This is a genomic window from Pseudomonas sp. TE3552 (genome assembly GCF_056278945.1).
On the sequence record NZ_JBWBQJ010000001.1, the window covers coordinates 5,394,080 to 5,419,308 of the forward strand.

Below are 25,229 nucleotides of genomic sequence, written 5' to 3' on the forward strand. Positions count from 1 at the left end.
ACTTGGAGAGCCTGCGTTCGGTTAAGCCTTCAAAGGCACCAGACGCGGAGCAATCATGTTTTCCGGGCGCAGGATGTCGGCGAGCATTTCTTCGTCGAGCAAGCGTTCCTCGCGCACCAGTTCCAGTACACCGCGGCCGCTTTCAAGAGCGACACGGGCAATACGGGTAGCGTTTTCATAGCCGATGTACGGGTTCAGCGCGGTGACCAGGCCGATCGAGTGTTCGACCAGTTCACGGCAGCGCTCTTCGTTAGCGGTGATACCGACGATGCAGTGTTCGCGCAGCATGTCCATGGCGCGTTGCAGCAGGCGGATCGAGTCGAAGATCTTGAAGGCGATCAGCGGCTCCATCACGTTCAGTTGCAGCTGGCCGCCTTCGGCCGCGATGGTCAGGGCCAGGTCGTTGCCGATGATCTGGAACGCAACCTGGTTCACGGCTTCCGGAATTACCGGGTTGACCTTGCCTGGCATGATCGAGCTGCCTGGCTGACGCGCTGGCAGGTTGATTTCGTTGATGCCGGTGCGTGGGCCGCTGGACAGCAGGCGCAGGTCGTTGCAGATCTTCGACAGCTTGACCGCGGTGCGCTTGAGCATGCCGGAGAACAGCACGAAGGCGCCCATGTCGGAGGTGGCTTCGATCAGGTCGGCGGCCGGTACCAGCGGTTGACCGCTGATAGTTGCCAGGCGCTGAACGGCCAGGGCCTGGTAACGCGGGTCGGCGTTGATGCCGGTACCAATCGCGGTGCCGCCCAGGTTCACTTCGGTCAGCAGCTCAGGTGCCAGGGTCTTCAGGCGCGCCAGGTCTTCGCTCAGGGTGGTGGCGAAGGCGCGGAATTCCTGGCCCAGGGTCATCGGCACGGCGTCTTGCAGCTGGGTACGACCCATCTTCAGAACGTGGCTGAATTCTTCACCTTTGGCGGCGAACGACTGGATCAGGCTGTCGAGGCTGGCCAGCAGCGCGTCGTGACCCAGCAGCAGACCCAGACGGATCGCGGTCGGGTAGGCGTCGTTGGTCGACTGCGCCATGTTCACGTCGTTGTTCGGGTGCAGGTACTGGTATTCGCCCTTGCTGTGGCCCATGGCCTCCAGCGCGATGTTGGCGATGACTTCGTTGGCATTCATGTTGGTCGAAGTGCCAGCGCCGCCTTGAATCATGTCCACCACGAATTCTTCGTGGAAATCGCCGCGGATCAATCGGGCACAGGCTTCGCTGATGGCAGCGTGCTTGGCTTCGCTCAGGTGACCCAACTCGCGGTTGGCGTCAGCGGCGGCCTGTTTGACCATTGCCAGACCGACAACCAGTTTCGGGTAATGCGAAATCGGAACACCGGAGAGACGGAAGTTGTTCACCGCTCGCAGGGTCTGGATGCCGTAATACGCTTGAGCAGGTACTTCGAGTACGCCAAGCAGGTCTTTTTCTGTGCGGAAAGATGCAGCGGAGGACATGATAGAAATCATCTCGATATGGACCCGGTCTATGCCGGAACACTGCAAATGCTAGGCTTGTGAAGAATTTTGGGCCAATGCTGTTAAGCACTAGCCTATGCACATTCGGCATAATGCCTGTGTGACGCCGCGTGTGCGGCGAGCGTGTGACCTAAATTGGTGCGTTATCCGGGAGGGCGTGATGAATCTGGAAAGTAAATGGCTCGAGGACTTCAGTGCTTTGGCCGCCACCCGTAGCTTCTCCCAGGCGGCGGAAAGACGCTTCGTGACCCAGCCTGCGTTCAGCCGACGGATCCGCAGCCTCGAAGCCGCGCTGGGGCTGACACTGGTCAACCGTTCCCGCACACCGGTCGAGTTGACGGCGGCGGGGCAACTATTTCTCGTTACCGCGCGAACTGTGGTCGAACAGCTGGGTGAAGTGCTGCGCCACCTTCATCACCTGGAAGGCGGGCAGGGCGAAGTGATGCAGGTCGCTGCCGCGCACTCCCTGGCGCTGGGCTTCTTCCCGCGCTGGATTGCGCAATTGCGCAATGAAGGTCTGAACATCGCCACGCGACTGGTGGCCACCAACGTCGGCGATGCAGTGCACGCGCTGCGTGAAGGCGGCTGTGATTTGATGCTGGCGTTCTATGATCCGGACGCAGCGATGCAAATGGATCCGGAGATTTTTCCGTCGCTGCACCTGGGAGACACCGAAATGCTCCCGGTGTGCGCGGCGGATGCCGACGGCAAGCCGTTGTTCGACCTGGAAGGCGATACTAGCGTGCCGTTGCTGGCCTACAGCGCCGGGGCGTTTCTCGGGCGTTCGGTAAACATGCTGTTGCGCCAGCGTGCCCTGAGATTCACCACTATTTATGAAACCGCCATGGCCGACAGCCTGAAAAGCATGGCGCTGGAAGGCTTGGGCATCGCCTGGGTGCCGCGCTTGAGCGTGCGCGCCGAACTGGCTCGTGGCGAGTTGGTGGTCTGCGGCGGCCCGCAATGGCATGTGCCGCTGGAGATTCGTCTGTACCGCTGCGCGCTGGTACGCAAGGCGAATGTGCGGTTGCTCTGGCGCAAGCTTGAAGGCAGCGCAGCGCAAAACCCTGCGGGTTAATGATTTTTCCTACAGATTTAGGTCGATATGAACTATTTCAGGCTGACCCTGAAGTCAATAAAACCGGCACTTTGCGCCGTATGACAGATGGTCGCATCGGGGGCTGTTTATCTGCTTCATTGAGGTATACTGCGCGGCCTTCGGCCGGTTTACCTGGCCTTAATTCGTACAACAAGCCACGCATTTTGCGTGGCTTGTTGTTTTTTGACGCGCCTGCGGGCGCCCAGAGAGAAGAGGCACGACGATGAGTGCACTGGTTGGCGTGATCATGGGCTCCAAGTCCGATTGGTCCACCCTTAGCCACACCGCCGATATGCTGGAAAAGCTCGGCATCCCTTACGAGGTGAAAGTGGTCTCTGCCCACCGCACCCCGGACCTGCTGTTCCAGTACGCCGAAGAGGCCGAGGCCCGTGGCATCGAGGTAATCATCGCCGGTGCCGGTGGCGCGGCCCACCTTCCAGGCATGTGTGCGGCCAAGACCCACCTGCCGGTGCTGGGCGTGCCGGTGCAGTCGTCGATGCTCTCGGGCGTCGACTCTCTGCTCTCTATTGTGCAGATGCCCGCAGGCATTCCGGTCGCCACCCTGGCCATTGGCAAGGCCGGCGCGATCAACGCAGCCCTGCTCTCGGCGAGCATCCTGGGCGCCAAGCATCCGCAATTTCATACGGTGCTGAAAAAATTCCGCGCTGAGCAGACAGACAGCGTCCTGGACAATCCAGACCCACGCATCGCCTGAGGTTGTTGACGATGAAGATCGGTGTAATCGGTGGCGGCCAATTGGGTCGCATGTTGGCGCTGGCGGGCACTCCGCTGGGCATGAACTTCGCTTTTCTCGATCCGGCGCCGGATGCTTGCGCAGCCGCGTTGGGCGAACACCTGCGGGCCGATTACGGCGATCAGGATCACCTGCGTCAGCTGGCCGATGAAGTCGATCTGGTGACCTTCGAGTTCGAAAGCGTCCCGGCCGAAACCGTGGCGTTCCTGTCGCAATTCGTTCCGGTGTACCCGAGTGCCGAAGCGCTGCGCATCGCCCGCGATCGCTGGTTCGAGAAGAGTATGTTCAAGGACTTGGGGATTCCGACGCCCGCGTTCGCCGATATCCAGTCGCAAGCCGATCTGGACGCCGCCGTAGCGTCCATCGGCCTGCCGGCCGTGCTGAAAACCCGCACCCTAGGTTATGACGGCAAGGGCCAGAAAGTCCTGCGCAAACCTGAAGACGTGGTCGGTACCTTCGCCGAACTAGGCAGTGTCGCCTGCCTGCTGGAAGGTTTTGTGCCGTTCACTGGTGAAGTCTCGCTGATCGCCGTGCGCGCCCGCGATGGTGAAACCAAGTTCTATCCGCTGGTTCACAACACCCACGACAGCGGCATCCTCAAGCTGTCCGTGGCCAGCACCGACCACCCGTTGCAAGCGTTGGCTGAAGACTACTCCAGCCGTGTGCTCAAGCAACTGGAGTACGTTGGCGTGATGGCATTCGAGTTTTTCGAAGTCGACGGCGGCCTCAAGGCCAACGAAATCGCCCCGCGTGTGCACAACTCCGGGCACTGGACCACCGAAGGCGCCGAGTGCAGCCAGTTCGAAAACCACCTGCGGGCCGTTGCCGGTTTGCCGCTGGGTTCGACTGCCAAGGTTGGCGAGAGCGCGATGCTCAACTTCATCGGTAAAGTACCGGACACCGAGAAAGTCCTGGCCATCGCCGATTGCCATCTGCATCACTACGGCAAGGCCTTCAAGGTCGGCCGCAAGGTCGGTCACGCAAACCTGCGCTGTGCCGACCGGGCGACGCTTGCCGCGCAGATCCTCAAGGTCGAAGCGCTGATTGCTGAATAGTTTCATGTGGCAGCGGCGGAACCTTCAGTGGCCGCCGTTCTCTGATGGCAGGATGCCAAAGTCTGGCTAGGCTTTCGCTTAGCCAATTCAATCAGAGGGAAATGCCATGGGAATTATCGGAACCATCTTTATCGGCTTGATCGTTGGCCTGCTGGCTCGGTTCCTGAAACCGGGCGATGACAGCATGGGCTGGATCATGACTATCCTGCTCGGTATCGGCGGTTCGCTGGCGGCCACTTATGGCGGCCAGGCTCTGGGCATCTACCAGGCCGGCCAAGGCGCAGGTTTCATCGGTGCATTGGTGGGCGCTGTGGTATTGCTGGTTATCTACGGTCTGATCAAAAAGAACTGATTCAAGCGACAAAGCCCTCTCTGCGCCATCACCGGAGAGGGCTAGAATGCTTGGCGTTACACCGTCCTTTCCTTTGCCGAGCACCTTCATGCGCCGTCTTCTATTGACTCTTCTTTTCCTGGGCAGTGGTTTGGCCCACGCCGGCGAATTGCCGGAAACCGACTGGCTCGAGCTGATGCCCAAGTCGGATCAGAAAGCCCTCGAGGCCATGCCCGAAATCGACCATAACTCCCCGGAAGCCAATGGCACCTTTACCCAAAAGGGTGGCATGAAGCAGAGCAAGGGCTTGCCGGCGGTGATGTACTCGACCAAAACCGTGCCGTCGATGAACGACAAGCACATCCGCATCGGCGGTTATCCGGTGCCGCTGGAATCCGACGCCAAGGGCCGCAGCACGTTGTTCTTCCTCGTACCGTATCCGGGCGCGTGCATCCACGTGCCGCCACCGCCACCTAACCAACTGGTGCTGGTGCGTTATCCCAAAGGCCTGAAGCTGAACGATATCTACACGCCACTGTGGGTGACTGGCACGTTGAAGATCGAGACGGTCAACAACGACCTGGCAGATGCAGCGTATGCGCTGGATGCGGCACAGGTACGGGTGGTCAAGGAGTCGGATTTGTAGCGTTATATGGATCCATTCGCGGGCAAGCCTCGCTCCTACAATGACTCACAGTCCTGTAGGCGCGAGGCTTGCCCGCGGAGCTTTTATAGCGGTTTGCTGGCGATGCTCACACCCAAGGTATGGCTCGCCCCCGGTGCCAGCGTCACCACATCCCCCATCACATTCGCTGTTTCAATGCACAGCATGCGCTGCCAGCCATCGTCGGCCATGTCGCTGAACGCCGCGGCGCGGTCGATCCACGGGTTCCAGATTACCGCCGAGCGCGAACCGCTGCTGGTCAGCTCAATGCGTCGTTCCCAATGCGGATCAACGATATTCAGCTTCGGCGGAGTATTGAGATAGATGCGGTCGGTCTCGCCAGTAAAGTGCAAATCACCGGTCTGGGAGACGGTTTTCCAGTCGTCCAGGGTTTCGATGTAGCTCAAGCCGTCCAGCCCTTCAACATGCACGTTGCGCACATCGCTGACCGCGAAATAGCTGTGCAATGCCTGGCTGATGGTGACATTTTCAGCCCCCTTGTTCTCGCTCGTCAGGCTGATGTGCAACTGCTCATCCAGGCGAATGCTCAGCTTCAAGTCCACCTGATGCGGCCAGCCTGGCAGACCGCCCTCGGGATAGGGCAGAACGAATTCCACCTTCAGGCTTTCGCCCTCGGTTTCGATGCCGCCCAGTTCCCAGTTCATCGCTCGCACCAGACCATGGGCGGTCGGCGGTTCCTGGCTGACGCGCATGGCCTGGACACTCTGTGGATTGCGCGACAGGTTACCGAACCACGGCCAGCACACCGGCACACCGGCGCGGATGCTCTTGCCGGTCTTGAATGCCGCCTCGTCGTTGAGCCAGATCAGCGGCGGCTCGCCAGCCAGTTGATAACTGAGGATGTGCGCGCCTTGCTGGGCCACCAGCAATTCGGCCTGACCGTGGCGGATACGCCAGCAGTTCAGTTCATCCAGTTTCACGGCTTCAACGTTGGGCGTGTTCATGGGGCAACTCTCGATCAGGAACAATGACTGCAATGGACCGCAAAACGGTCGCCGGGTTTAACGCACCGTTTTTTACGAGCTCAGGTTTAACGAGCTCTAGGCGGAACCGAACGAGTGCGGCCACTGCCGTCGATGGCGACGAACACGAAGACTGCTTCGGTGACTTTACGCCACTCGCTGGACAGTGGATCGTCGCTCCACACCTCGACCATCATCTGAATCGAGCTGCGGCCGATTTCCAGGGCCTGGGTATAGAAGGAGAGCTGCGCGCCCACCGCCACCGGCACCAGGAATGCCATGCGGTCGATCGCAACGGTGGCTACCCGCCCGCCGGCAACCTTGCTGGCCATTGCGGTACCGGCCAAATCCATCTGCGCCACCAGCCAGCCGCCGAAAATATCGCCAAAGCCGTTGGTTTCGCGCGGGAGCGCGGTGATTTGCAAGGCCAGGTCGCCTTGCGGGATTGGATCTTCTTGTTCGAGCTCTATCATGCCGGGGGTGCCTCTGACCCGTGACTCTACGTTGGTCTTTCAGGTGAATAGCCGTCTTCAAGAAAAACGATTCAGCCCCGAACATACTACGTTCGTCACGTTTTTCGTAAGGCGCCTAAAGGGAAACTCTGCGAAATCGGCTGGTGGAGGCCAACAACGGTTTCGCACAGCAACCCCTTACAAGCCGTTGCAATATTGGGAGTATATCGATCGGTAGACTCCACGACGACCGTCCGGTTCTCATTTCGACCGTCAAATACGCGCCTCTATGTGCTTTTTTGAACAATTTGCTATCGTGCCGAACCTGCCCAAGCCTCCGCCAGCGTTGTTGAGGTTGCAGATCCGCCTATAAGAGAAGCCCTTGCCATGACCACAGCGCCCTCGAGCATCGCGCAGCCAGCTCAACCCGCACGTCCGCTGACCCGTAACGACTACAAGACATTGTCGCTGTCTGCCTTGGGCGGCGCGTTGGAGTTTTACGACTTCATCATCTTTGTGTTCTTCGCCACAGTGGTCGGCAAACTGTTCTTCCCCGCCGACATGCCCGAGTGGCTGCGCCTGATGCAGACGTTCGGCATCTTCGCCGCCGGCTACCTGGCGCGTCCGCTGGGCGGTATCGTCATGGCGCACTTCGGTGACCTGTTGGGACGCAAGAAGATGTTCACCCTGAGCATTTTCATGATGGCCGTGCCGACCCTGATCATGGGCTTGCTGCCGACTTATGCGCAGATAGGTATGTGGGCGCCGATCCTCTTGTTGCTGATGCGGGTGATCCAGGGCGCGGCAATTGGCGGTGAAGTGCCAGGGGCTTGGGTATTCGTTTCCGAACACGTGCCGCAGCGGCACATCGGTTATGCCTGCGGCACGCTGACCAGCGGTCTGACCGCCGGTATTCTTTTGGGCTCGCTGGTCGCCACTGCGATCAACAGCGTTTATACGCCGGTGGAAGTGTCGGACTACGCCTGGCGAATCCCGTTCCTGCTGGGCGGTGTATTTGGCCTGTTCTCGGTCTACCTGCGCCGTTGGCTCCACGAAACTCCGGTGTTCGCCGAGCTGCAATTGCGCAAGGCCCTGGCCGAAGAAGTGCCGCTGCGCGCCGTGTTGCGCGACCATCGCGGCGCGATTCTGATTTCCATGCTGCTGACCTGGTTGCTGTCCGCCGGCATCATCGTGGTCATCCTCATGACTCCGACCGTGCTGCAGACCGTCTATCATTTCCCGCCGACTACCGCGTTGCAGGCCAATAGCCTGGCCATTGTGTTCCTGAGCCTGGGCTGTGTGGCCTCCGGTGCATTGGCTGACCGCTTCGGCGCCGGTCGGGTGTTCGTACTCGGTAGCGCCGCGCTGCTGATCAGTTCGTGGACGTTCTATCACAGCCTGTTCAACCATCCCGACTGGCTGTTCCCGATGTATGGACTGACCGGTCTGTTGGTCGGGACCATCGGTGCGGTGCCGTACGTGATGGTCAAAGCCTTCCCGGCTGTGGTGCGGTTTAGCGGGTTGTCGTTTTCCTACAACCTGGCCTACGCCATCTTCGGCGGCCTGACCCCGATGGTCGTCACCCTGCTGCTCAAGGAAAGTCCGATGGGGCCGGCCTATTACGTAGCGATTATTTGTGGGGTCGGGATTCTGGTGGGCGGGTATCTCTGGAAGAAAGGTCGCTAAGCCGACCGACGTCTTCGCGGGCAAGTCGGATCGCCGCACCGCTCGCTCCTACAGGTCATGCGCCAATTTTGAAATGACACTAATCCTGTAGGAGCGAGGCTTGCCCGCGAAGAACGATAACGCGGTATTCCTGCGAAAAAACCAAATACTGGCCTTTCATCCAATTGTCATATTTCAGCCATAGAGTGTTCACACGGCCTGCTGATACTTGGCCCCGACTTAACACACCTATCTGCTAGGAGTAAGGCATGAAACTGAAGCGTTTGATGGCGGCAATGACTTTTGTCGCTGCTGGCGTTGCGACTGCCAACGCGGTTGCCGCTGTTGACCCTGCTATCCCGAGCTACACCAAGACCACTGGTGTGTCGGGCAACCTGTCCAGCGTCGGCTCCGATACCCTGGCCAACCTCATGACCCTGTGGGCTGAGAACTACAAAAAAGAATACCCGAACGTAAACATCCAGATTCAGGCCGCTGGCTCCGCCACTGCGCCACCTGCGCTGACTGAAGGCACCTCTAACCTGGGCCCGATGAGCCGCAAGATGAAGGACACCGAACTGGCTGCCTTCGAGCAGAAGTACGGCTACAAGCCAACCGCTATCCCGGTTGCCGTGGACGCCCTGGCGGTGTTCGTACACAAAGACAACCCGATCCAGCACCTGACCATGGAACAAGTCGACGCGATCTTCTCCTCGACTCGTCTGTGCGGCGCTAAAGCAGACGTCAAAACCTGGGGCGACCTGGGTGTGACCGGCGACCTGGCCAACAAGCCGGTTCAACTGTTCGGTCGTAACTCGGTATCCGGCACTTATGGCTACTTCAAAGAAGAAGCCCTGTGCAAAGGCGACTACAAGCCAAACGTCAACGAACAACCAGGCTCGGCTTCGGTCGTGCAGTCGATCAGCTCCTCGCTGAACGGCGTTGGTTACTCGGGCATTGGCTACAAGACTGCCAGCGTGAAGACTGTGGCCCTGTCCAAGAAAGGCAGCACTGAATTCATCGAAGACACCGAAGAAAACGCCCTGAACGGCAAGTATCCGCTGTCGCGCTTCCTCTACGTTTACGTCAACAAAGCCCCGAACAAGCCTCTGGCCCCGCTGGAAGCCGAGTTCGTGAAACTGGTTCTGTCCAAACAGGGTCAGGAAGTTGTCGTGAAAGACGGCTACATCCCTCTGCCAGCCAAGGTCGCTGCAAAAGCACTGGCTGACCTCGGCCTGGCGGAAGGCGGCGCTGAAGTCGCAAAAAAGTAAAACCCTAGGTCCGGGGTAAACCCGGACCTGCAGGAGCGAGGCTTGCCCGCGAAGGAATCGCCGCATCACTCGCTCCTGCAAAGGCTCAGGGTTGCCACGCTGGCGACCCGGCCCTCCCCAAATTTCCGATCCACTGCCAGTTACCGCTGGCGGCGGATTTGTTGCGTCACTGCATTGTCATCTTTCTGTCATACAGGATCGCTAGGGTGTGCGCATGAATGATCTGGCCAACTCCACCATGACTACAAATCCCCCCAAGCGAATTGACTTCAATACGCCTGAGTTGCATCGCAAGCGCCGTATTCGTGCGCTCAAAGATCGCCTGACCCGCTGGTACGTGCTCGTCGGCGGCCTCGCCGTTCTTGGCGCGATCACGCTGATCTTTTTCTTTCTGGCCTATGTCGTCGCGCCACTGTTCCAGGGTGCCGATCTGACCGCCAAAGACTCCATCACGCCCGCCTGGATGCAAGACGCCGGCAAGCCGTTGATGATTTCCCTCGAAGAACAGAACCAGGTCGCCATGCGGGTTTCCGACAAGGGCCAGGCGCTGTTTTTTGATATCGACAGCGGCGCCGAACTGCGTCGCGTCGACCTGCCGATCCCGGCCGGCACCAGCGTGACCTCCATCGGTGAAGACCAACCTGGCCATCCATTGGTGGCGGTGGGGTTGTCCAACGGCCAGGCCCTGGTGTTCCGTCACACCTATAAAGTCAGCTACCCCGATGGCAAGAAAACCATCTCGCCGGCTATTGAATACCCGTATGGTGAAGCGCCAGTCGTACTGAACGAGGCGGGCGGTGCTCTGGAACACGTCAGCCTCAATGCTACCGATTCGACCCTGCTGCTGGCCGGCGCCACCGGTGCGCAGCTGCATGTCATGTCGCTGACCAGCGAAGAAAACATGATGACCGGCGAAGTCACCAGCGAGCAGAAGCGCATCGATCTGCCGCAAATGACGGAACCGGTGAAGAACATCTTCGTCGACCCGCGTCAGCAGTGGCTGTACGTGGTCAATGGCCGTGCTCAGGCCGACGTTTTCAGCCTGCGCGACAAGAGCCTCAACGGTCGCTACAAGTTGCTTGAAGACGGTAATGCCGAAGTGACCGCCAGTACTCAATTGCTCGGTGGCATCTCGCTGATCGTCGGCGACTCCAAGGGTGGCCTCGCTCAGTGGTTCATGGCTCGCGACCCCGATGGCGAGCTGCGTCTAAAGCAGATCCGTACCTTCCAGATGGGCACTACGCCGATCGTTGAAATCACTGCCGAAGAGCGCCGCAAAGGCTTCGTTGCCCTCGACGCGTCCGGCAAGCTCGGGGTGTTCCACAGCACCGCTCACCGCACTTTGCTGGTGGACCAGGTGGTCGATGGCCAAGGCCTTTTCGGCCTGTCGCCACGGGCCAACCGTGTGATCGTGGAGCAGGGCGGCAAACTGCAACCGCTGCTGCTCGACAACCCGCACCCGGAAGTCTCGTGGAGCGCGTTGTGGAGCAAGGTCTGGTACGAGAACTACGACGAGCCTAAATACGTCTGGCAATCGACCGCCGCCAACACCGACTTCGAACCCAAGCTGAGCCTCTCGCCGCTGACCTTCGGTACCCTGAAGGCCGCGTTCTACGCCATGTTGCTGGCCGCGCCCCTGGCCGTCGCCGCGGCAATCTATACCGCGTACTTCATGGCACCGGGCATGCGTCGCAAGGTCAAACCGGTGATCGAGTTGATGGAAGCGATGCCGACGGTGATCCTCGGCTTCTTCGCCGGCCTGTTCCTGGCGCCGTATGTGGAAGGGCATTTGCCGGGCATTTTCAGCCTGCTGATGCTCCTGCCGATCGGCATTCTGGTGGCCGGATTCGTCTTCAGTCGCTTGCCTGAGTCCATCCGCCTGAAAGTGCCGGACGGCTGGGAAAGCGCGATCCTGATTCCGGTGATCATGTTTGTGGGCTGGCTCTCGCTGTACATGAGCCCCTACATGGAAACCTGGTTCTTCGGCGGCGACATGCGCATGTGGATTTCCCATGACCTGGGCATCACTTACGACCAGCGCAACGCTCTGGTGGTCGGTCTGGCCATGGGCTTTGCGGTTATTCCGAACATCTACTCTATCGCCGAAGACGCCGTGTTCAGCGTGCCTCGCGGCCTGACCCTCGGCTCTCTGGCCCTCGGTGCCACGCCGTGGCAGACCATGACTCGCGTCGTGATCCTCACCGCCAGCCCGGGCATTTTCTCGGCGCTGATGATCGGCATGGGCCGTGCGGTGGGTGAAACCATGATCGTGTTGATGGCCACCGGCAACACCCCGGTCATGGAAATGAATCTGTTCGAAGGCCTGCGTACCCTGGCGGCCAACGTCGCGGTGGAAATGCCCGAATCGGAAGTCGGCGGCAGCCACTACCGCGTGCTGTTCCTCTCGGCGCTGGTACTGCTGTTGTTCACCTTCGTCATGAACACCCTCGCGGAACTGATTCGTCAGCGTCTGCGCAAGAAATACTCGTCGCTTTAAGAAAGGTAGAAGTCTGTGAAACAGAACTCCCTGAATGGATGGTTCAAGAGCGGCGCCCCCGGCGTCTGGATCAGCGGTGGCGCGGTGTCCATTGCGGTCATCATGACCATTGGCCTGCTGGCGGTGATTGCCGTGCGCGGTCTGGGTCACTTCTGGCCGGCGGACCTGATCCACGCCAGCTACGACGTGCCAGGCCAGGCCAATCACCTGGTCATCGGCGAAGTGGTGCAGAAAGAAGAAGTGCCGCGTGCGCGTCTGAAAAGCGCCGGTCTGCCGGTACCGGACGAAGGCCCGGAATTCATGACCCGCGAGCTGATCAAGGTCGGCAACCGTGACTTGAACGGTACGGACTTCACCTGGATTGTCGGCGAGTGGCTGACCAACCAGAAGAGGCCAGTCGAATTGATGGCTCTGGAGCGTCGCGAATGGGGCAATTTCTACGGCTACCTGGTCAACGTCAAACAGGACGGCAAGGTTATCGCCGAGGGCGAGGCCGCATGGCCTGAACTGCAAGCGCGGATCAATCGGGTGAACCAACTGGCCGCCCAACTCAAGACCCTGGAAAAGGTCGACATCGGTACTATCAACGCTGGCCTGGAGCGCATTCGCCTGCACGGTCGCAAACTGGAGCTGGAAGGCAAGCTCGCCCCTGCCGCGCAAGCGGACATGGAATCCGAGCGCGCCGAACTCAATGCCCGTTATCAAGAGGTTGAAGCGCGCCTGAGTGATCTGCACGCGCAGTTCAACCGCGACAGCCTGACCGCCCGCGATGCCAACGGTAAAGAAATCGAAATCAGCCTGGGTAAAGTGGTTCACGCCTATCAACCGAACGCCATGGGCACCTTCACCAAGATCGGTTTCTATTTCAGCAAGGTCTGGGAGTTCCTGAGCGACGACCCGCGTGAAGCGAACACCGAAGGCGGGATCTTCCCGGCGATCTTCGGCACCGTGATGATGACCCTGATCATGGCAATGATCGTCACCCCGTTCGGTGTGCTGGCGGCGGTGTACCTGCGTGAATACGCCAAGCAGAACACGTTGACCCGGATTATCCGCATCGCGGTGAACAACCTGGCGGGCGTACCGGCGATCGTTTACGGCGTGTTCGGCCTGGGCTTCTTCGTTTATGTGCTGGGCGGCTCGATCGACCGGTTGTTCTTCCCCGAAGCCTTGCCGGCACCGACCTTCGGTACGCCGGGTCTGCTGTGGGCTTCGTTGACCTTGGCCCTGCTGGCGGTGCCGGTGGTGATCGTGGCCACCGAAGAAGGCCTGGCGCGGATTCCTCGCACCGTGCGCGAAGGCTCGTTGGCCCTCGGCGCGACCAAGGCCGAAACCTTGTGGAAGATCGTGCTGCCGATGGCCAGCCCGGCAATGATGACCGGCATGATCCTCGCCGTGGCCCGTGCCGCTGGTGAGGTGGCGCCGCTGATGCTGGTGGGTGTGGTGAAGCTGGCGCCGTCGCTGCCGGTGGATGGCAACTACCCGTACCTGCACCTGGACCAGAAGATCATGCACCTGGGCTTTCACATTTATGACGTCGGCTTCCAGAGCCCGAACGTCGAAGCCGCGCGGCCGCTGGTATACGCCACGGCGCTGCTGCTGGTACTGGTGATCGCGACATTGAACCTGTCGGCCGTTTATATCCGTAACCACCTGCGCGAGAAGTACAAAGCGCTGGATAGCTAATTACCGCCGCACCTACAGAGCGGCGACACCGCTGGCCCATCTTGTGAGGCCAGCGGCTCACTGAACCGAATTTGTTAGCACAGGGAGCCTCCCATGCAGCACGAAGCACACACTCACGGCATCAACATGTCGGCCCTGGGCCGCGACAAACAGAGCCTGAGCCTCGAGCAGGAAACCGTGGCCATCGAAGTGCCGGGCCTGAGCCTGTTCTACGGTGAAAAACAAGCGCTGTACGACGTCAGCATGAACATCCCGAAACAGCGCGTGACCGCCTTTATCGGTCCGTCCGGCTGCGGCAAGTCCACGCTGCTGCGCACCTTCAACCGCATGAACGACCTGGTGGATGGCTGCCGGGTCGAAGGCGCGATCAATCTGTATGGCAACAACATCTACCGCAAGGGCGAAGACGTGGCCGAGCTGCGTCGCCGGGTCGGCATGGTGTTCCAGAAGCCGAATCCGTTCCCGAAAACCATCTACGAAAACGTGGTTTACGGCTTGCGCATCCAGGGCATCAACAAAAAGCGCATCCTCGACGAAGCCGTCGAATGGGCGTTGAAAGGCGCGGCGCTGTGGGACGAGGTCAAAGACCGTCTGCACGAATCGGCACTCGGCCTGTCCGGTGGTCAGCAGCAACGTCTGGTGATTGCCCGCACCATCGCCGTGGAGCCGGAAGTGCTGCTGCTCGACGAACCGTGCTCGGCACTCGACCCGATCTCCACGCTGAAAGTCGAAGAGCTGATCTACGAACTGAAATCCAAATTCACCATTGTGATCGTGACCCACAACATGCAACAGGCCGCGCGGGTTTCCGACTACACGGCGTTCATGTACATGGGCAAACTGGTGGAGTTCGGCGACACCGACACCCTGTTCACCAATCCGGCGAAGAAGCAGACCGAAGACTACATCACCGGTCGTTACGGCTAGTAAGCGGTTGTTGCTCACTGAACTGACGCTGCGGTCCACCGCACCTTACCGGACGCTCCAAGGACGCCAACATGATTAGTAAAGAAGGCCTTACCCATCACATCTCCCAGCAGTTCAACGCTGAGCTTGAGGAAGTGCGCAGCCACCTCCTGGCCATGGGCGGGCTGGTCGAGAAGCAGGTCAACGACGCGGTCACCGCGCTGATCGAGGCCGACTCCGGCCTGGCCCAGCAAGTGCGCGAGGTCGACGACCAGATCAACCAGATGGAACGCAACATCGACGAAGAATGCCTGCGCATTCTGGCCCGTCGTCAGCCGGCGGCGTCGGACTTGCGTCTGATTATCAGCATCTCCAAATCGGTGATCGACCTCGAGCGTATCGGCGACGAAGCCACCAAGATCGCCCGTCGGGCCATTCAGTTGTGCGAAGAAGGCGAAGCGCCGCGCGGTTATGTCGAGGTTCGCCACATCGGCGACCAGGTGCGCAATATGGTTCGCGATGCCCTGGACGCATTTGCCCGCTTCGACGCCGACCTGGCGCTGTCGGTGGCGCAGTACGACAAAATCATCGACCGCGAATACAAGACCGCGCTGCGCGAACTCGCCACCTACATGATGGAAGACCCGCGCTCTATCTCGCGTGTCTTGAGCATTATCTGGGTGCTGCGTTCCCTTGAACGCATCGGCGACCACGCGCGCAATATCTCGGAACTGGTGATTTACCTGGTGCGCGGCACCGACGTGCGTCACCTGGGCCTCAAGCGCATGAAGGAAGAAGTGGAAGGCACAAGTGCCGAAACCGCTAATGTTCCGGACAAAGCTGACGATAAGTAAGGTTGCCCAAGAAAAAGCGCCCGGCCCCTTGGCCGGGCGTTTTTGTTTGTGTGGCTTTTGAACTGAAAAGCCGAATTGAAATGCAGCACCCGCGAACGAAAAGTCCCGGCGTGACTGAAGAGTTTTGGCAAAGTGCCATCAGCCAGCGTTATGCTTGCCGGGATTTTTAAAGGGGTGTTGGATGAGCAAGATCAGTGTGTTGGTCGTGGACGATGCGTCGTTCATTCGTGACCTGGTAAAAAAGTGCCTGCGTAACTACTTCCCGGGGATCCGGACCGAAGATGCAGTCAACGGTAAAAAGGCCCAGGCCATGCTGGCCAAGGAAGCGTTCGACCTGGTTCTGTGCGACTGGGAAATGCCGGAAATGTCCGGTCTGGAGTTGCTGACCTGGTGCCGCGAGCAGGACAACCTCAAGACCATGCCGTTCGTGATGGTGACCAGCCGTGGCGATAAAGAGAACGTGGTCCAGGCGATCCAGGCCGGGGTTTCCGGCTACGTCAGCAAGCCGTTCACCAACGAGCAGCTGCTGACCAAGGTCAAGCAGGCGCTGAACAAGGTTGGCAAGCTCGACACCTTGATGAACAGTGCGCCGACTAAAATGAATTCGGCGTTCGGTAATGATTCCCTCAGCGCATTGACCGGCGGTAAAGCGGCGGTAGTCGCACCCTCGGCTGCAGCGGTCAACCCGTTTGCCAAACCTGCCGCCGCAGCGCCAGCCCCGGCTGCGGCGCCGTCTCGCGGCCTGCTCAACAACCCACCGATCAAGGCGCCTGCCGCTGCCTCCGCATCAGCTGGCGGTCGTGGCCAAGGTCAACTGCGCCTGTCGAGCGGCACTCAGCAATGCGTGATCAAGGCCTTGAGCATCAAGGAAGCGCTGCTGGTGGTGAAACGCACCGACACCTTGCCGCAAGTCCTCGACAACGCCGTACTCGACCTGGAGCAGGGCGACAACGCCGAAACTGCCCGCCTCAACGGCTACCTGCACGCCATCGTCGCCCACGAACCGAAACCCGACAGCGAGTGGCTGCAACTGACCTTCCGTTTTGTCGACCAGGATGCGCAGAAGCTCGACTACATCTCCCGCCTGATCGCCCGTGGCACTGCGCAGAAGCACTTCGTACCCGGCGCGTAATCTTCGCCGCCTGACAGTCCGTCTTCGCGGGCAAGCCTCGCTCCAGATTCACCGTTTACCAAGGAGCGAGGCTGCCCGCGAAGAGGCCATCGAAATCACCGCACATCTTCTGAACTGCCCATTTTGAAACATCTGCCGACTACGCGGGTCCATTTCTGCTGCTAGGCTCCTTTCCAGGCCTACTCAACAGAATTTTGCCCATGCTCGCGCGCCTGCTGTTTTTCTGTGGTCTTTTCATGGCCTCCACCTCGGTTGTGGCCATGACGATCTACAGGTCCACTAATGCCAGTGGCGTGGTCTCTTACAGTGATCGCCCCACCAAAGGTGCGAAGGTGTTCGTTTTTCGCGACCGAATGGTCGAACACCTTGAGCGGCAGGTGTACCTCGACATCAAGAGGCTGAATGGCATGGACAGCGTGTTCGTGCGCAACGACCTGTATGCGCCGGTCGAGATCGAGCTGAGTTTCGACAGACTGCAGAACGTCAGCGGAGCGCCGAGCCGACCGATCCGGCGGGTGATGCCGGCGCGCAGTAACCTTCGTCTGGCCCTGCTCACGCCGACGAAGGCCGGAAGGCCGATTGTGTATACCCCAAGGTTCGCATATTCCTTGGGCGACCCCTCAGGGGCGGCCATGGCCTATCGATATCCATTGCCCTGGCGTGGCGGGCCGTTTCGCCTGAGTCAGGGCGCCAATGGCCAATACAGCCACTACGGGCCGAAGAATCGATATGCGATGGACATCGCCATGCCCGAAGGCACGCCGATCATCGCGGCGCGCGGCGGGGTGGTGGTGAAAACCGAGAATGGTCAATCCGGACGCGGCAACGACCCGTCGGGCAATTTCGTGCGGGTGTTACACGACGATGGGACCATGGGCGTTTACCTGCACCTCAAGAAAGGTTCTGTCTGCGTACGGGAAGGTCAGCGAGTGGTAGTGGGCAGCGCGCTGGCGCTGTCGGGCAACACCGGCAACAGCAGCGGCCCGCACCTGCACTTCGTGGTGCAGCGCAATACCGGGTTGGGGCTGGTGTCGATTCCGTACCAGTTCAATCAACCGGTAGGTACATTGCCCAACTTTGCGTTGGGCAAGCAGTGAAGGCAACGAGGATTGTGTCGAGGGAGCTTGCTCCCGCTCGGCTGCGCAGCAGTCGTAAACCAGTGAATGCAGTATGCCTGGATGAACGCGGCTGCGGGATTTGGGGCCGCTTCGCGACCCGGCGGGAGCAAGCTCCCTCGCCATAAGAACCCGCTCACCACCGAACGCACGCTTAATCGAGCATCAACACCTTGGCCAATATGATCTTCGGCCCTTTCATCTTTTTGATGATGATCCGCAATCCTTCGACTTCCAGCACTTCTTCCTCTTCCGGCACCCGTTTCAGGGTTTCGTAGACCAGCCCGGCGAGGGTTTCGGCTTCGATGTGGTCCAGGTCGATGCCCAGCAGGCGTTCCACCTTGAACAGCGGCGTATCGCCCCGCACCAGCAGCTTGCCCGGCTGATACGCGAGAATCCCGCGTTCGGCCTTGCGGTGTTCGTCCTGAATGTCGCCCACCAGCACTTCCAGCACGTCTTCCATGGTCAGGTAGCCGATGATGTTGCCGTCGGCTTCCTCGACCACGGCGAAATGCGAGCCGCCCTTGCGAAATTGTTCCAGCAGTTGTGACAGCGGCATGTGCCGCGACACGCGCTCCAGCGGCCGGGTCAGTTCGGCGAGGTTGAACGACTCGGGAATGTGATCCAGGGCGGCGAGTTCGAGCAGCAGATCCTTGATGTGCAGCAGACCGACGAACTCCTGGCGCCCGCTGTCGTATACCGGGTAACGGCTGAACTTGTGACGACGGAACAGCGCCAGAATTTCCTTGAGCGGTGCGTTGAACTCAAGCGTGACCAGGTCTTCCCGGGAATTGGCCCAGTCGACTACTTCCAGCTCGCCCATTTCCACCGCCGAGGCCAGTACGCGCATGCCTTGGTCGCTCGGATCCTGGCCACGGCTGGAGTGCAGGATCAGCTTCAGTTCTTCACGGCTGTAATGGTGCTCGTGGTGCGGGCCGGGTTCACCTTGTCCAGCGATGCGCAGGATCTGGTTGGCGCTGGCGTTGAGCAAGTAGATGGCCGGGTACATGGCCCAGTAGAACAAGTACAGCGGCACCGCCGTCCACAGCGACAGCAACTCGGGTTTGCGAATGGCCCAGGATTTCGGCGCCAGTTCACCGACCACGATGTGCAGGTACGAAATGATGAAGAACGCAGTGAAGAACGAAACTGCCTTGACCACTTCAGCGGAATCTACGCCCACGGCACTCAGCACGGGTGCCAGAAGGTGCGCGAACGCCGGTTCGCCGACCCAGCCCAGCCCCAGAGAGGCGAGGGTGATACCCAATTGGCACGCTGACAGGTAAGCATCGAGCTGACTGTGCACCGTACGCAGGATGTGCCCGCGCCAGCCGTGCTGTTCAGCGATGGCTTCGACCCGGGTCGAGCGCAGTTTGACCATGGCAAACTCCGCCGCAACGAAAAAGCCGTTGAGCAAAACCAGGATCAGAGCAAAAAGAATCATGCCGAAGTCGGCGAATATTGTTGCGAGGGTCAAACCAGGGGAAGGGTCCATGATGGAGTTTTGCGGGTTCCGTATATTCGAAAGAAAGAAAAAAGTGCGCCTGAAGAGCAGGCACAAGTCAGCCAATGTAGCGGCTGACTGAGTGATTGCCTAGTGGCGAGTGCTGGTCGGTATCAGTCGGCGGCGCTGATGACCCGGGATTTGGTGACCTGGGCTGGCGCAAAATGGCAGGTAAACGTGCTGCCGTGCCCCGGCACACTGCTGATTTCCATGCGTGCCCGGTGGCGCAGCAACACGTGTTTGACGATGGCCAGTCCCAGCCCGGTGCCACCGGTGTTGGAATTGCGGCTGGAGTCGACACGGTAGAAGCGTTCGGTCAGGCGCGGCAGGTGTTTGCTGTCGATGCCGATCCCCGAATCTTGCACGCTCAGGTGTGCGCCTTGCTCGTCACCCCACCAGCGAATGCGGATATTGCCCTCGGCCGGGGTGTATTTCACCGCGTTGAACACCAGGTTGGAAAACGCACTGCGCAATTCGGCTTCGCTGCCCTTGAGCAGAATCGTCGGATCGGCTTCCAGGGTAATGCGCTGATTTTTCTGGCCTGACAGCTGCTGGGCATCGCTCTTGATCGATTGCAGCAAGCCATCGACGGCCACCGGTTGGTTGTCCGACGGGTAATCGGTGGCTTCCAGTTTGGCCAGTAGCAGCAAATCGTTTAGCAAGGTTTGCATGCGCCCGCCTTGCTGCTGCATTTGCTGCAGGGCACGGGTCCAGCGCGGATTCACGTCCTCGACGTTATCGAGCAGGGTTTCCAGGTAGCCGCAGATCACCGTCAGCGGTGTGCGCAGCTCGTGGGATACGTTGGCGATAAAGTCTTTACGCATCTGCTCCAATTGATGGATACGCGTCACGTCGCGCACCAGCATTAAGTGCTCGTTGTTGCCGTAGCGGGTGATGTACAACTGAATGCGCAGGCGATCGTTGATCGGCGACGGGATTTCCAGTGGCTCGGCGTAGCTGTCCTGCTCGAAATATTCCTTGAAGCGCGGATGGCGCACCAGGTTGGTCACGGGCTGGCCGCTGTCTTGAGGCGTCTTGAGACCCAGCAGGGTTTCAGCCGCGCGGTTCCACCACTCAAGGTTGCCATCGCTGTCGAGCATGATCACCGCGTCTTTCAGCGCGGCGGTGGATTCCTGGACCCGGTCGATCACCGCTTGCAGGCGCCCGCGTACCCGTTGGTCGCGACGTTGCAGGTGATAGATGCTGTCGAACACTTCGCCCCACAGGCCATAGCCGTCGGGCGGTGCTTCATCGGGCTGGTGCAGGCGCAGCCATTCGTGCAGGCGCAGCAACTGCTTGAGGGTCCAGGCCAGGTAAAGACCCAGACCCACGGCGAGGCTCCAGCCGTAGTAGCCGGAAATCAGGCCGATCACCAGGCAAGCGGTGACCAGCAACAGCATGTGGCGAATCAGGGTGCCATGCCAGTTTTGATTCACGGAAAATTTGCATCCTTGTCAGCGAGTCTTCAGGCCTTGGTGGAAAACCGGTAGCCGGTGCCGCGCACGGTTTGTACCAGATTTTCGTAGGCATCGCCGAGGGCTTTGCGCAGGCGACGGATGTGCACGTCGACGGTGCGCTCTTCAACGTAGACATTGCCGCCCCAGACCTGGTCCAGCAACTGGCCGCGGGTGTACGCGCGTTCCTGGTGGGTCATGAAGAATTGCAGCAAGCGGTACTCGGTCGGGCCCATCTCGGCGGGTCTGCCGTCGATGGTCACGCGGTGGCTGATCGGGTCCAGCAGCAGGCCGCCGACTTCGATCGGCGCTTCGCCATCGGTCGGGCCGGCGCGGCGCAGTACAGCTTTCAGCCGCGCAACCAGTTCGCGCGGGGAAAACGGTTTGGTGATGTAGTCATCAGCGCCGACTTCCAGGCCCTGGATCTTGTTGTCCTCTTCGCCCTTGGCGGTGAGCATGATGATCGGGATGTCCCCGGTCAGTTCATCGCGCTTGAGGCGGCGGGCCAGTTCGATGCCGGAGGTGCCGGGCAGCATCCAGTCGAGCAAAATCAGGTCCGGCTTGCGGTCGACGATAATGGCATGGGCTTGCTGGGAGTTCTCCGCCTCCAGGCAGTCATAGCCGGCCATTTCCAACGCAACGGCGATCATTTCGCGAATGGGCGCTTCGTCGTCGACGATCAGAATGCTCCTGCCAACCATGCCTTAATCCTCTTGTCATTTAACTGTCTTGCGCCGCATTAGATAACGGAATTATTGCAGTCGTGTGACAGTATTTTAGCCGCCCTGCGATTGTCGCGATCCTGAACTAAGCTCTAATTCCGAATCCTGACAACCACAAGAGGAAGGTTTCCATGAATCACATTGCTCAATCCTGGAAGGTCCTGCTGGTCACGGCTGCGCTAACGCTGCCATCCTTGGCCTTCGCGGCAGAACCGGCCATGATGAAAGACGGGATGATGGTCGATCACAAGGGCATGACGGTGTACACATACGACAAGGACTCAGGCGGTAAGTCGATGTGCAACGGCGAGTGCACTGAATACTGGCCGCCAATGATGGCGCCGGCGGGCGCCAAGCCCGAAGGCAAGTGGAGCACGATCAAGCGTGACGACGGTAAGATGCAGTGGGCCTATGATGGCAAGCCGCTTTACACCTTCATGAAGGACAAAAAACCCGGTGATATGGCAGGCGACAATATGAAGAACGTCTGGCACATCATGCGCGAGCATAAATAAGCGATTCGCCTGCGCCGTAAACAGTTCGCGGCCTGCAGTCGCTCCATCCCTCTGTTGGAGCTGGCACAGGCTGCGATCTTTTCCAACGGTCAACGCAACGCGTAATCCAGCACAATCCCCACGAAAATCGCCAACCCGGCCCAGTGGTTGTGCAAAAACGCCTGGAAGCAGCGCATCCGGTCCTTGCTGCGGGTGTACCAGAACTCCCACCCAAAACAGCCCGCTGCCACCAGTAGCCCAAGGTGGAACCAGCCGCCGAGATGGAATTTCGAACCTGCCAGCAGCAAACACCCCAGTGCCAATCCTTGCAGGGTCAGAATGATCGCCCTGTCGGCGTCGCCAAACAGAATCGCCGTGGATTTCACCCCGATCTTCAGGTCGTCATCGCGGTCGGTCATGGCGTAATAGGTGTCGTAGCCCACGGTCCACAACAGGTTGGCGATCCATAGCAACCAGGCCGCTGCCGGCAGTTCACCGGTTTCGGCGGTGAACGCCATGGGCATACCCCAGGAGAACGCCGCGCCCAGCACCACTTGCGGGTAATAGGTGTAGCGCTTCATGAATGGATACGTGAACGCCAGGGCCAAGCCGCCCAGCGACAGCCAGACAGTCGTCGCGTTGGTGCACAACACCAGCAGGAAACTCACGCCCATCAGCACCGCGAAGAACACCAGGGCTTCTTTCGAGCTGATCTTGCCGCTCACCAGTGGCCGCTGTTCGGTGCGTTTCACGTGGCCATCGACCTTACGGTCTGCCCAATCGTTGATCACACAACCGCCGGCGCGGGTCAGTACCACGCCGAGCACGAAAATCACGATATTGGCCAATGACGGGGAACCTTCACCGGCAATCCAGAGTGCCCACAACGTCGGCCACAGCAGCAAATAAATGCCGATCGGCTTATCCATGCGGGTCAACTGAATGAAATCCCAGGCCCGAGGATTCAAGCGATTCAGGGACTTGAGCAGGCTCTGGTACATCAGCAATTCTCCGGATGGGCGCGGGTGGCGTTCCACAAGGTCGGCAGGAAGATCTCGGCCACCAGCACGCTCAAGGCGCCACGATCGAAGCGCGAGCGCCGGCCCCACAGTTCAGGCGCCTGAGCCTCCATCGGCAACCATGCTTGAGGATAGTGACAAACCTCGATGGCCCGACGCTGAAACGCCTGATCGCAAAACAGCAATTCGCCCAGAGAGCGGCTGCCCAATTCATCCATATGCAACCCGTCGCCCTGCAGCGCGCTACGCGCCGCCACGCTGCGGGCGAACACCCAGGCTTCACCGTGGCCGCGCAGATACACCTCACGCACCCAACCTTCGCTGCCTTCGGCCAGCTCCAGCGCGGCACATTCATCGGTGCGCAGCGATTGCCAGCCTTCGAACAGCGGCGTGACGCTGAAACCGTCATTCGACAAGCGGATCAGGCGCCGGGTCAGCGATCCTTCATCGAACAACCAATCGAGCGTAGACGTGTCGGGGAGGGGCGTCAGTTGGCTTCGAGGGAGCCAGAGCGGCATCGGGGAGGGAGATTTTGAGTGCGGCACAGTGAGTCATTATTGGCAGCAAATGAGGCGGCGAGCTTACCATGTCAGACGGCGATTTTGATTGATCCGGCCTGCCGTTGCGCCGAACAGGCTTGCATCTGCCGGGCGCGATCAGTACAAAACGCCCTGAGCCGGACGGCAGCGTTCCACCTATCGACCGTTCGCGCCGGCAAAAGCCTGAATCCCGAGGAAATACCTGAATGAAAAAGTGGCAATGTGTGGTCTGCGGCCTGATCTATAACGAAGCCGAGGGCTGGCCGGACGACGGTATTGCGGCGGGCACACCGTGGCAGGACGTGCCGGAAGACTGGCTGTGCCCGGATTGCGGCGTGGGCAAGATGGATTTCGAAATGATTGAAATCAACTAAGACAAGCAAGGAGCAAGGAATGAACGCACCTGTCGTGATCGTCGGCACTGGGCTGGCTGGCTACAATCTGGCCCGGGAGTTTCGCAAACTCGATGGCGAAACCCCGCTGCTGCTGATTACTGCAGATGACGGACGCTCCTACTCCAAGCCGATGCTCTCCACCGGCTTCGGCAAGAATAAAGACGCCGACGGCCTGAGCATGGCCGAACCGGGCGCCATGGCCGAGCAATTGAAGGCCGAAGTGCGTACCCACACGCGCATCAGCGGTATCGACCCAGGCCATAAGCGCCTGTGGATTGGTGAAGAGGCGGTGATCTACCGCGACCTGATCCTGGCCTGGGGCGCGGAAACCGTGCGGGTGCCGATCGAAGGCGATGCCGCTGACGCCGTTTTCCCGATCAACGATCTTGAAGACTACGCACGCTTTCGCGCGGCCGCGGCCGGCAAACGTCGGGTGTTGCTGTTGGGCGCCGGTTTGATCGGCTGCGAATTCGCCAACGACCTGATTCTCGGTGGTTACGAGGTGCAACTGGTTGCACCGTGCGAACAGGTCATGCCGACCTTGCTGCACCCGGCGGCGGCCGCTGCGGTCCAGGCCGGCCTGGAAAGCCTGGGCGCGCGCTTCCACCTCGGGCCGGTGCTCAATCGCTTGCAGCGAGTGGCAGACGGCCTGGAGGCGCACCTGTCCGACGGCCAGGTCATCCCTTGCGATGTAGTGGTCTCGGCCATCGGCCTGCGCCCGCGCATCGACCTGGCGGCCGCTGCCGGGGTGCAGGTCAATCGCGGCGTGGTGGTCGACCGTCACCTGAAAACCTCTCACGCCAACATCTACGCCTTGGGCGACTGCGCCGAGGTCGACGGGCTGAATCTGTTGTACGTCATGCCCCTCATGAGCTGTGCGAGAGCGCTGGCCCAAACCCTCGCCGGAAACACTACAGCGGTGAGTTATGGCCCGATGCCGATCACGGTGAAAACACCGGTCTGCCCATTGGTGGTTTCGCCGCCACCACGGGGTGCGGAAGGCGTCTGGACGGTCGAAGGGCAGGGCGCGGACATCAAGGTGCTGTGCCGCGACAGCGCCGGCCAATTACTGGGCTATGCCCTGACAGGCGCGGCGGTGATGGAAAAACTCGCCCTGAACAAAGAGCTTCCCGCCTTGCTGGCGTAAATAGCGGTCGTTCTGTCGGAATCACCC

At 60.0% G+C, this 25,229-nt stretch carries 24 protein-coding genes; 16 read left to right on the top strand and 8 right to left on the bottom strand.

The features are described from left to right. Window positions 1-21 precede the first annotated feature (21 nt). The gene (gene aspA, locus ACZ9BB_RS24345; protein ID WP_253417524.1) at window positions 22-1,446 is read right to left on the bottom strand and encodes an aspartate ammonia-lyase; all 1,425 of its coding nucleotides are present in this window, start codon (window positions 1,444-1,446) and stop codon (window positions 22-24) included. A gap of 181 nt (window positions 1,447-1,627) precedes the next feature. Here aspA and ACZ9BB_RS24350 point away from each other — a divergent pair, with 181 nt between their 5' ends. The 5 genes from ACZ9BB_RS24350 (at window position 1,628) to ACZ9BB_RS24370 (ending at window position 5,349) form a co-directional block, all read left to right on the top strand. Next, window positions 1,628-2,542, top strand: coding sequence for a LysR substrate-binding domain-containing protein (locus ACZ9BB_RS24350; protein WP_476216953.1), 915 nt, complete (start codon window positions 1,628-1,630; stop codon window positions 2,540-2,542). A 244-nt stretch (window positions 2,543-2,786) separates the two neighbouring features. Beyond that, entirely contained in the window at window positions 2,787-3,278 is a 492-nt protein-coding gene (gene purE, locus ACZ9BB_RS24355; RefSeq protein WP_003196369.1) for a 5-(carboxyamino)imidazole ribonucleotide mutase, read from the top strand. Between the two features lie 11 nt (window positions 3,279-3,289). Continuing rightward, window positions 3,290-4,372 carry a 5-(carboxyamino)imidazole ribonucleotide synthase gene (locus ACZ9BB_RS24360; protein ID WP_476216958.1) on the top strand — a complete coding sequence of 361 codons (1,083 nt, stop codon included), beginning with the start codon at window positions 3,290-3,292 and terminating at the stop codon, window positions 4,370-4,372. Window positions 4,373-4,478: 106 nt separating this feature from the next. Next, window positions 4,479-4,724, top strand: a complete 246-nt coding sequence (locus tag ACZ9BB_RS24365) for a GlsB/YeaQ/YmgE family stress response membrane protein (RefSeq protein ID WP_008030708.1) — start codon at window positions 4,479-4,481, stop codon at window positions 4,722-4,724. An 88-nt stretch (window positions 4,725-4,812) separates the two neighbouring features. Then, on the top strand, window positions 4,813-5,349 hold the full coding sequence (locus tag ACZ9BB_RS24370; RefSeq protein WP_030132475.1) for a DUF3299 domain-containing protein: 537 nt from the start codon (window positions 4,813-4,815) through the stop codon (window positions 5,347-5,349). Window positions 5,350-5,432: 83 nt separating this feature from the next. Here the strand turns inward: ACZ9BB_RS24370 and ACZ9BB_RS24375 are convergent, their stop codons facing one another. Further along, window positions 5,433-6,332 (bottom strand): D-hexose-6-phosphate mutarotase, encoded by a 900-nt coding sequence (locus tag ACZ9BB_RS24375; protein ID WP_476216961.1) that lies wholly within the window; start codon window positions 6,330-6,332, stop codon window positions 5,433-5,435. Between the two features lie 86 nt (window positions 6,333-6,418). After that, window positions 6,419-6,823 (bottom strand): acyl-CoA thioesterase, encoded by a 405-nt coding sequence (locus ACZ9BB_RS24380; protein WP_007896491.1) that lies wholly within the window; start codon window positions 6,821-6,823, stop codon window positions 6,419-6,421. 366 nt (window positions 6,824-7,189) lie between these two features. On the opposite strand from ACZ9BB_RS24380, the gene ACZ9BB_RS24385 reads away from it, so the two are divergent. The 8 genes from ACZ9BB_RS24385 (at window position 7,190) to ACZ9BB_RS24420 (ending at window position 17,910) form a co-directional block, all read left to right on the top strand. Then, window positions 7,190-8,488 carry an MFS transporter gene (locus ACZ9BB_RS24385; RefSeq protein WP_476216964.1) on the top strand — a complete coding sequence of 433 codons (1,299 nt, stop codon included), beginning with the start codon at window positions 7,190-7,192 and terminating at the stop codon, window positions 8,486-8,488. A 248-nt stretch (window positions 8,489-8,736) separates the two neighbouring features. Continuing rightward, on the top strand, window positions 8,737-9,738 hold the full coding sequence (locus ACZ9BB_RS24390; RefSeq protein ID WP_476216966.1) for a phosphate ABC transporter substrate-binding protein PstS family protein: 1,002 nt from the start codon (window positions 8,737-8,739) through the stop codon (window positions 9,736-9,738). A gap of 463 nt (window positions 9,739-10,201) precedes the next feature. Next, complete coding sequence (locus tag ACZ9BB_RS24395) at window positions 10,202-12,235, top strand: ABC transporter permease subunit (protein ID WP_476218409.1); 2,034 nt, start codon at window positions 10,202-10,204, stop codon at window positions 12,233-12,235. 15 nt (window positions 12,236-12,250) lie between these two features. Then, entirely contained in the window at window positions 12,251-13,921 is a 1,671-nt protein-coding gene (pstA, locus tag ACZ9BB_RS24400; RefSeq protein WP_476216968.1) for a phosphate ABC transporter permease PstA, read from the top strand. A gap of 93 nt (window positions 13,922-14,014) precedes the next feature. Further along, entirely contained in the window at window positions 14,015-14,848 is an 834-nt protein-coding gene (gene pstB / locus ACZ9BB_RS24405; protein WP_007934504.1) for a phosphate ABC transporter ATP-binding protein PstB, read from the top strand. 71 nt (window positions 14,849-14,919) lie between these two features. After that, complete coding sequence (gene phoU / locus ACZ9BB_RS24410) at window positions 14,920-15,681, top strand: phosphate signaling complex protein PhoU (RefSeq protein ID WP_007934507.1); 762 nt, start codon at window positions 14,920-14,922, stop codon at window positions 15,679-15,681. 181 nt (window positions 15,682-15,862) lie between these two features. Next, window positions 15,863-16,813 carry a response regulator gene (locus tag ACZ9BB_RS24415; RefSeq protein WP_476216971.1) on the top strand — a complete coding sequence of 317 codons (951 nt, stop codon included), beginning with the start codon at window positions 15,863-15,865 and terminating at the stop codon, window positions 16,811-16,813. A gap of 200 nt (window positions 16,814-17,013) precedes the next feature. Continuing rightward, the gene (locus ACZ9BB_RS24420; RefSeq protein WP_476216973.1) at window positions 17,014-17,910 is read left to right on the top strand and encodes a peptidoglycan DD-metalloendopeptidase family protein; all 897 of its coding nucleotides are present in this window, start codon (window positions 17,014-17,016) and stop codon (window positions 17,908-17,910) included. Between the two features lie 172 nt (window positions 17,911-18,082). Here ACZ9BB_RS24420 and ACZ9BB_RS24425 read toward each other — a convergent pair whose 3' ends face one another. From ACZ9BB_RS24425 to phoB, 3 genes are all read right to left on the bottom strand, one after another. Then, window positions 18,083-19,423, bottom strand: coding sequence for a hemolysin family protein (locus ACZ9BB_RS24425; RefSeq protein WP_476216975.1), 1,341 nt, complete (start codon window positions 19,421-19,423; stop codon window positions 18,083-18,085). Between the two features lie 122 nt (window positions 19,424-19,545). Next, complete coding sequence (gene phoR, locus ACZ9BB_RS24430) at window positions 19,546-20,832, bottom strand: phosphate regulon sensor histidine kinase PhoR (RefSeq protein WP_476218411.1); 1,287 nt, start codon at window positions 20,830-20,832, stop codon at window positions 19,546-19,548. Window positions 20,833-20,897: 65 nt separating this feature from the next. Next, the gene (gene phoB / locus ACZ9BB_RS24435; RefSeq protein WP_003229608.1) at window positions 20,898-21,587 is read right to left on the bottom strand and encodes a phosphate regulon transcriptional regulator PhoB; all 690 of its coding nucleotides are present in this window, start codon (window positions 21,585-21,587) and stop codon (window positions 20,898-20,900) included. A gap of 152 nt (window positions 21,588-21,739) precedes the next feature. On the opposite strand from phoB, the gene ACZ9BB_RS24440 reads away from it, so the two are divergent. Then, window positions 21,740-22,123 carry a COG4315 family predicted lipoprotein gene (locus tag ACZ9BB_RS24440; RefSeq protein WP_476216976.1) on the top strand — a complete coding sequence of 128 codons (384 nt, stop codon included), beginning with the start codon at window positions 21,740-21,742 and terminating at the stop codon, window positions 22,121-22,123. A gap of 89 nt (window positions 22,124-22,212) precedes the next feature. On the opposite strand, the gene ubiA is transcribed toward ACZ9BB_RS24440, so the two are convergent. Together ubiA and ACZ9BB_RS24450 are read right to left on the bottom strand one after the other, a co-directional pair. Next, window positions 22,213-23,103, bottom strand: coding sequence for a 4-hydroxybenzoate octaprenyltransferase (gene ubiA, locus ACZ9BB_RS24445; RefSeq protein ID WP_476216978.1), 891 nt, complete (start codon window positions 23,101-23,103; stop codon window positions 22,213-22,215). Continuing rightward, complete coding sequence (locus tag ACZ9BB_RS24450; protein ID WP_476216980.1) at window positions 23,103-23,639, bottom strand: chorismate--pyruvate lyase family protein; 537 nt, start codon at window positions 23,637-23,639, stop codon at window positions 23,103-23,105. The genes ubiA and ACZ9BB_RS24450 overlap by 1 nt, the downstream gene beginning before the upstream one ends. 227 nt (window positions 23,640-23,866) lie before the next feature. Here ACZ9BB_RS24450 and ACZ9BB_RS24455 point away from each other — a divergent pair, with 227 nt between their 5' ends. Both ACZ9BB_RS24455 and ACZ9BB_RS24460 read left to right on the top strand, forming a co-directional pair. After that, complete coding sequence (locus tag ACZ9BB_RS24455) at window positions 23,867-24,034, top strand: rubredoxin (RefSeq protein WP_007896465.1); 168 nt, start codon at window positions 23,867-23,869, stop codon at window positions 24,032-24,034. Window positions 24,035-24,053: 19 nt separating this feature from the next. Further along, window positions 24,054-25,202 (top strand): NAD(P)/FAD-dependent oxidoreductase, encoded by a 1,149-nt coding sequence (locus ACZ9BB_RS24460; protein WP_476216983.1) that lies wholly within the window; start codon window positions 24,054-24,056, stop codon window positions 25,200-25,202. Window positions 25,203-25,229: the final 27 nt, after the last annotated feature.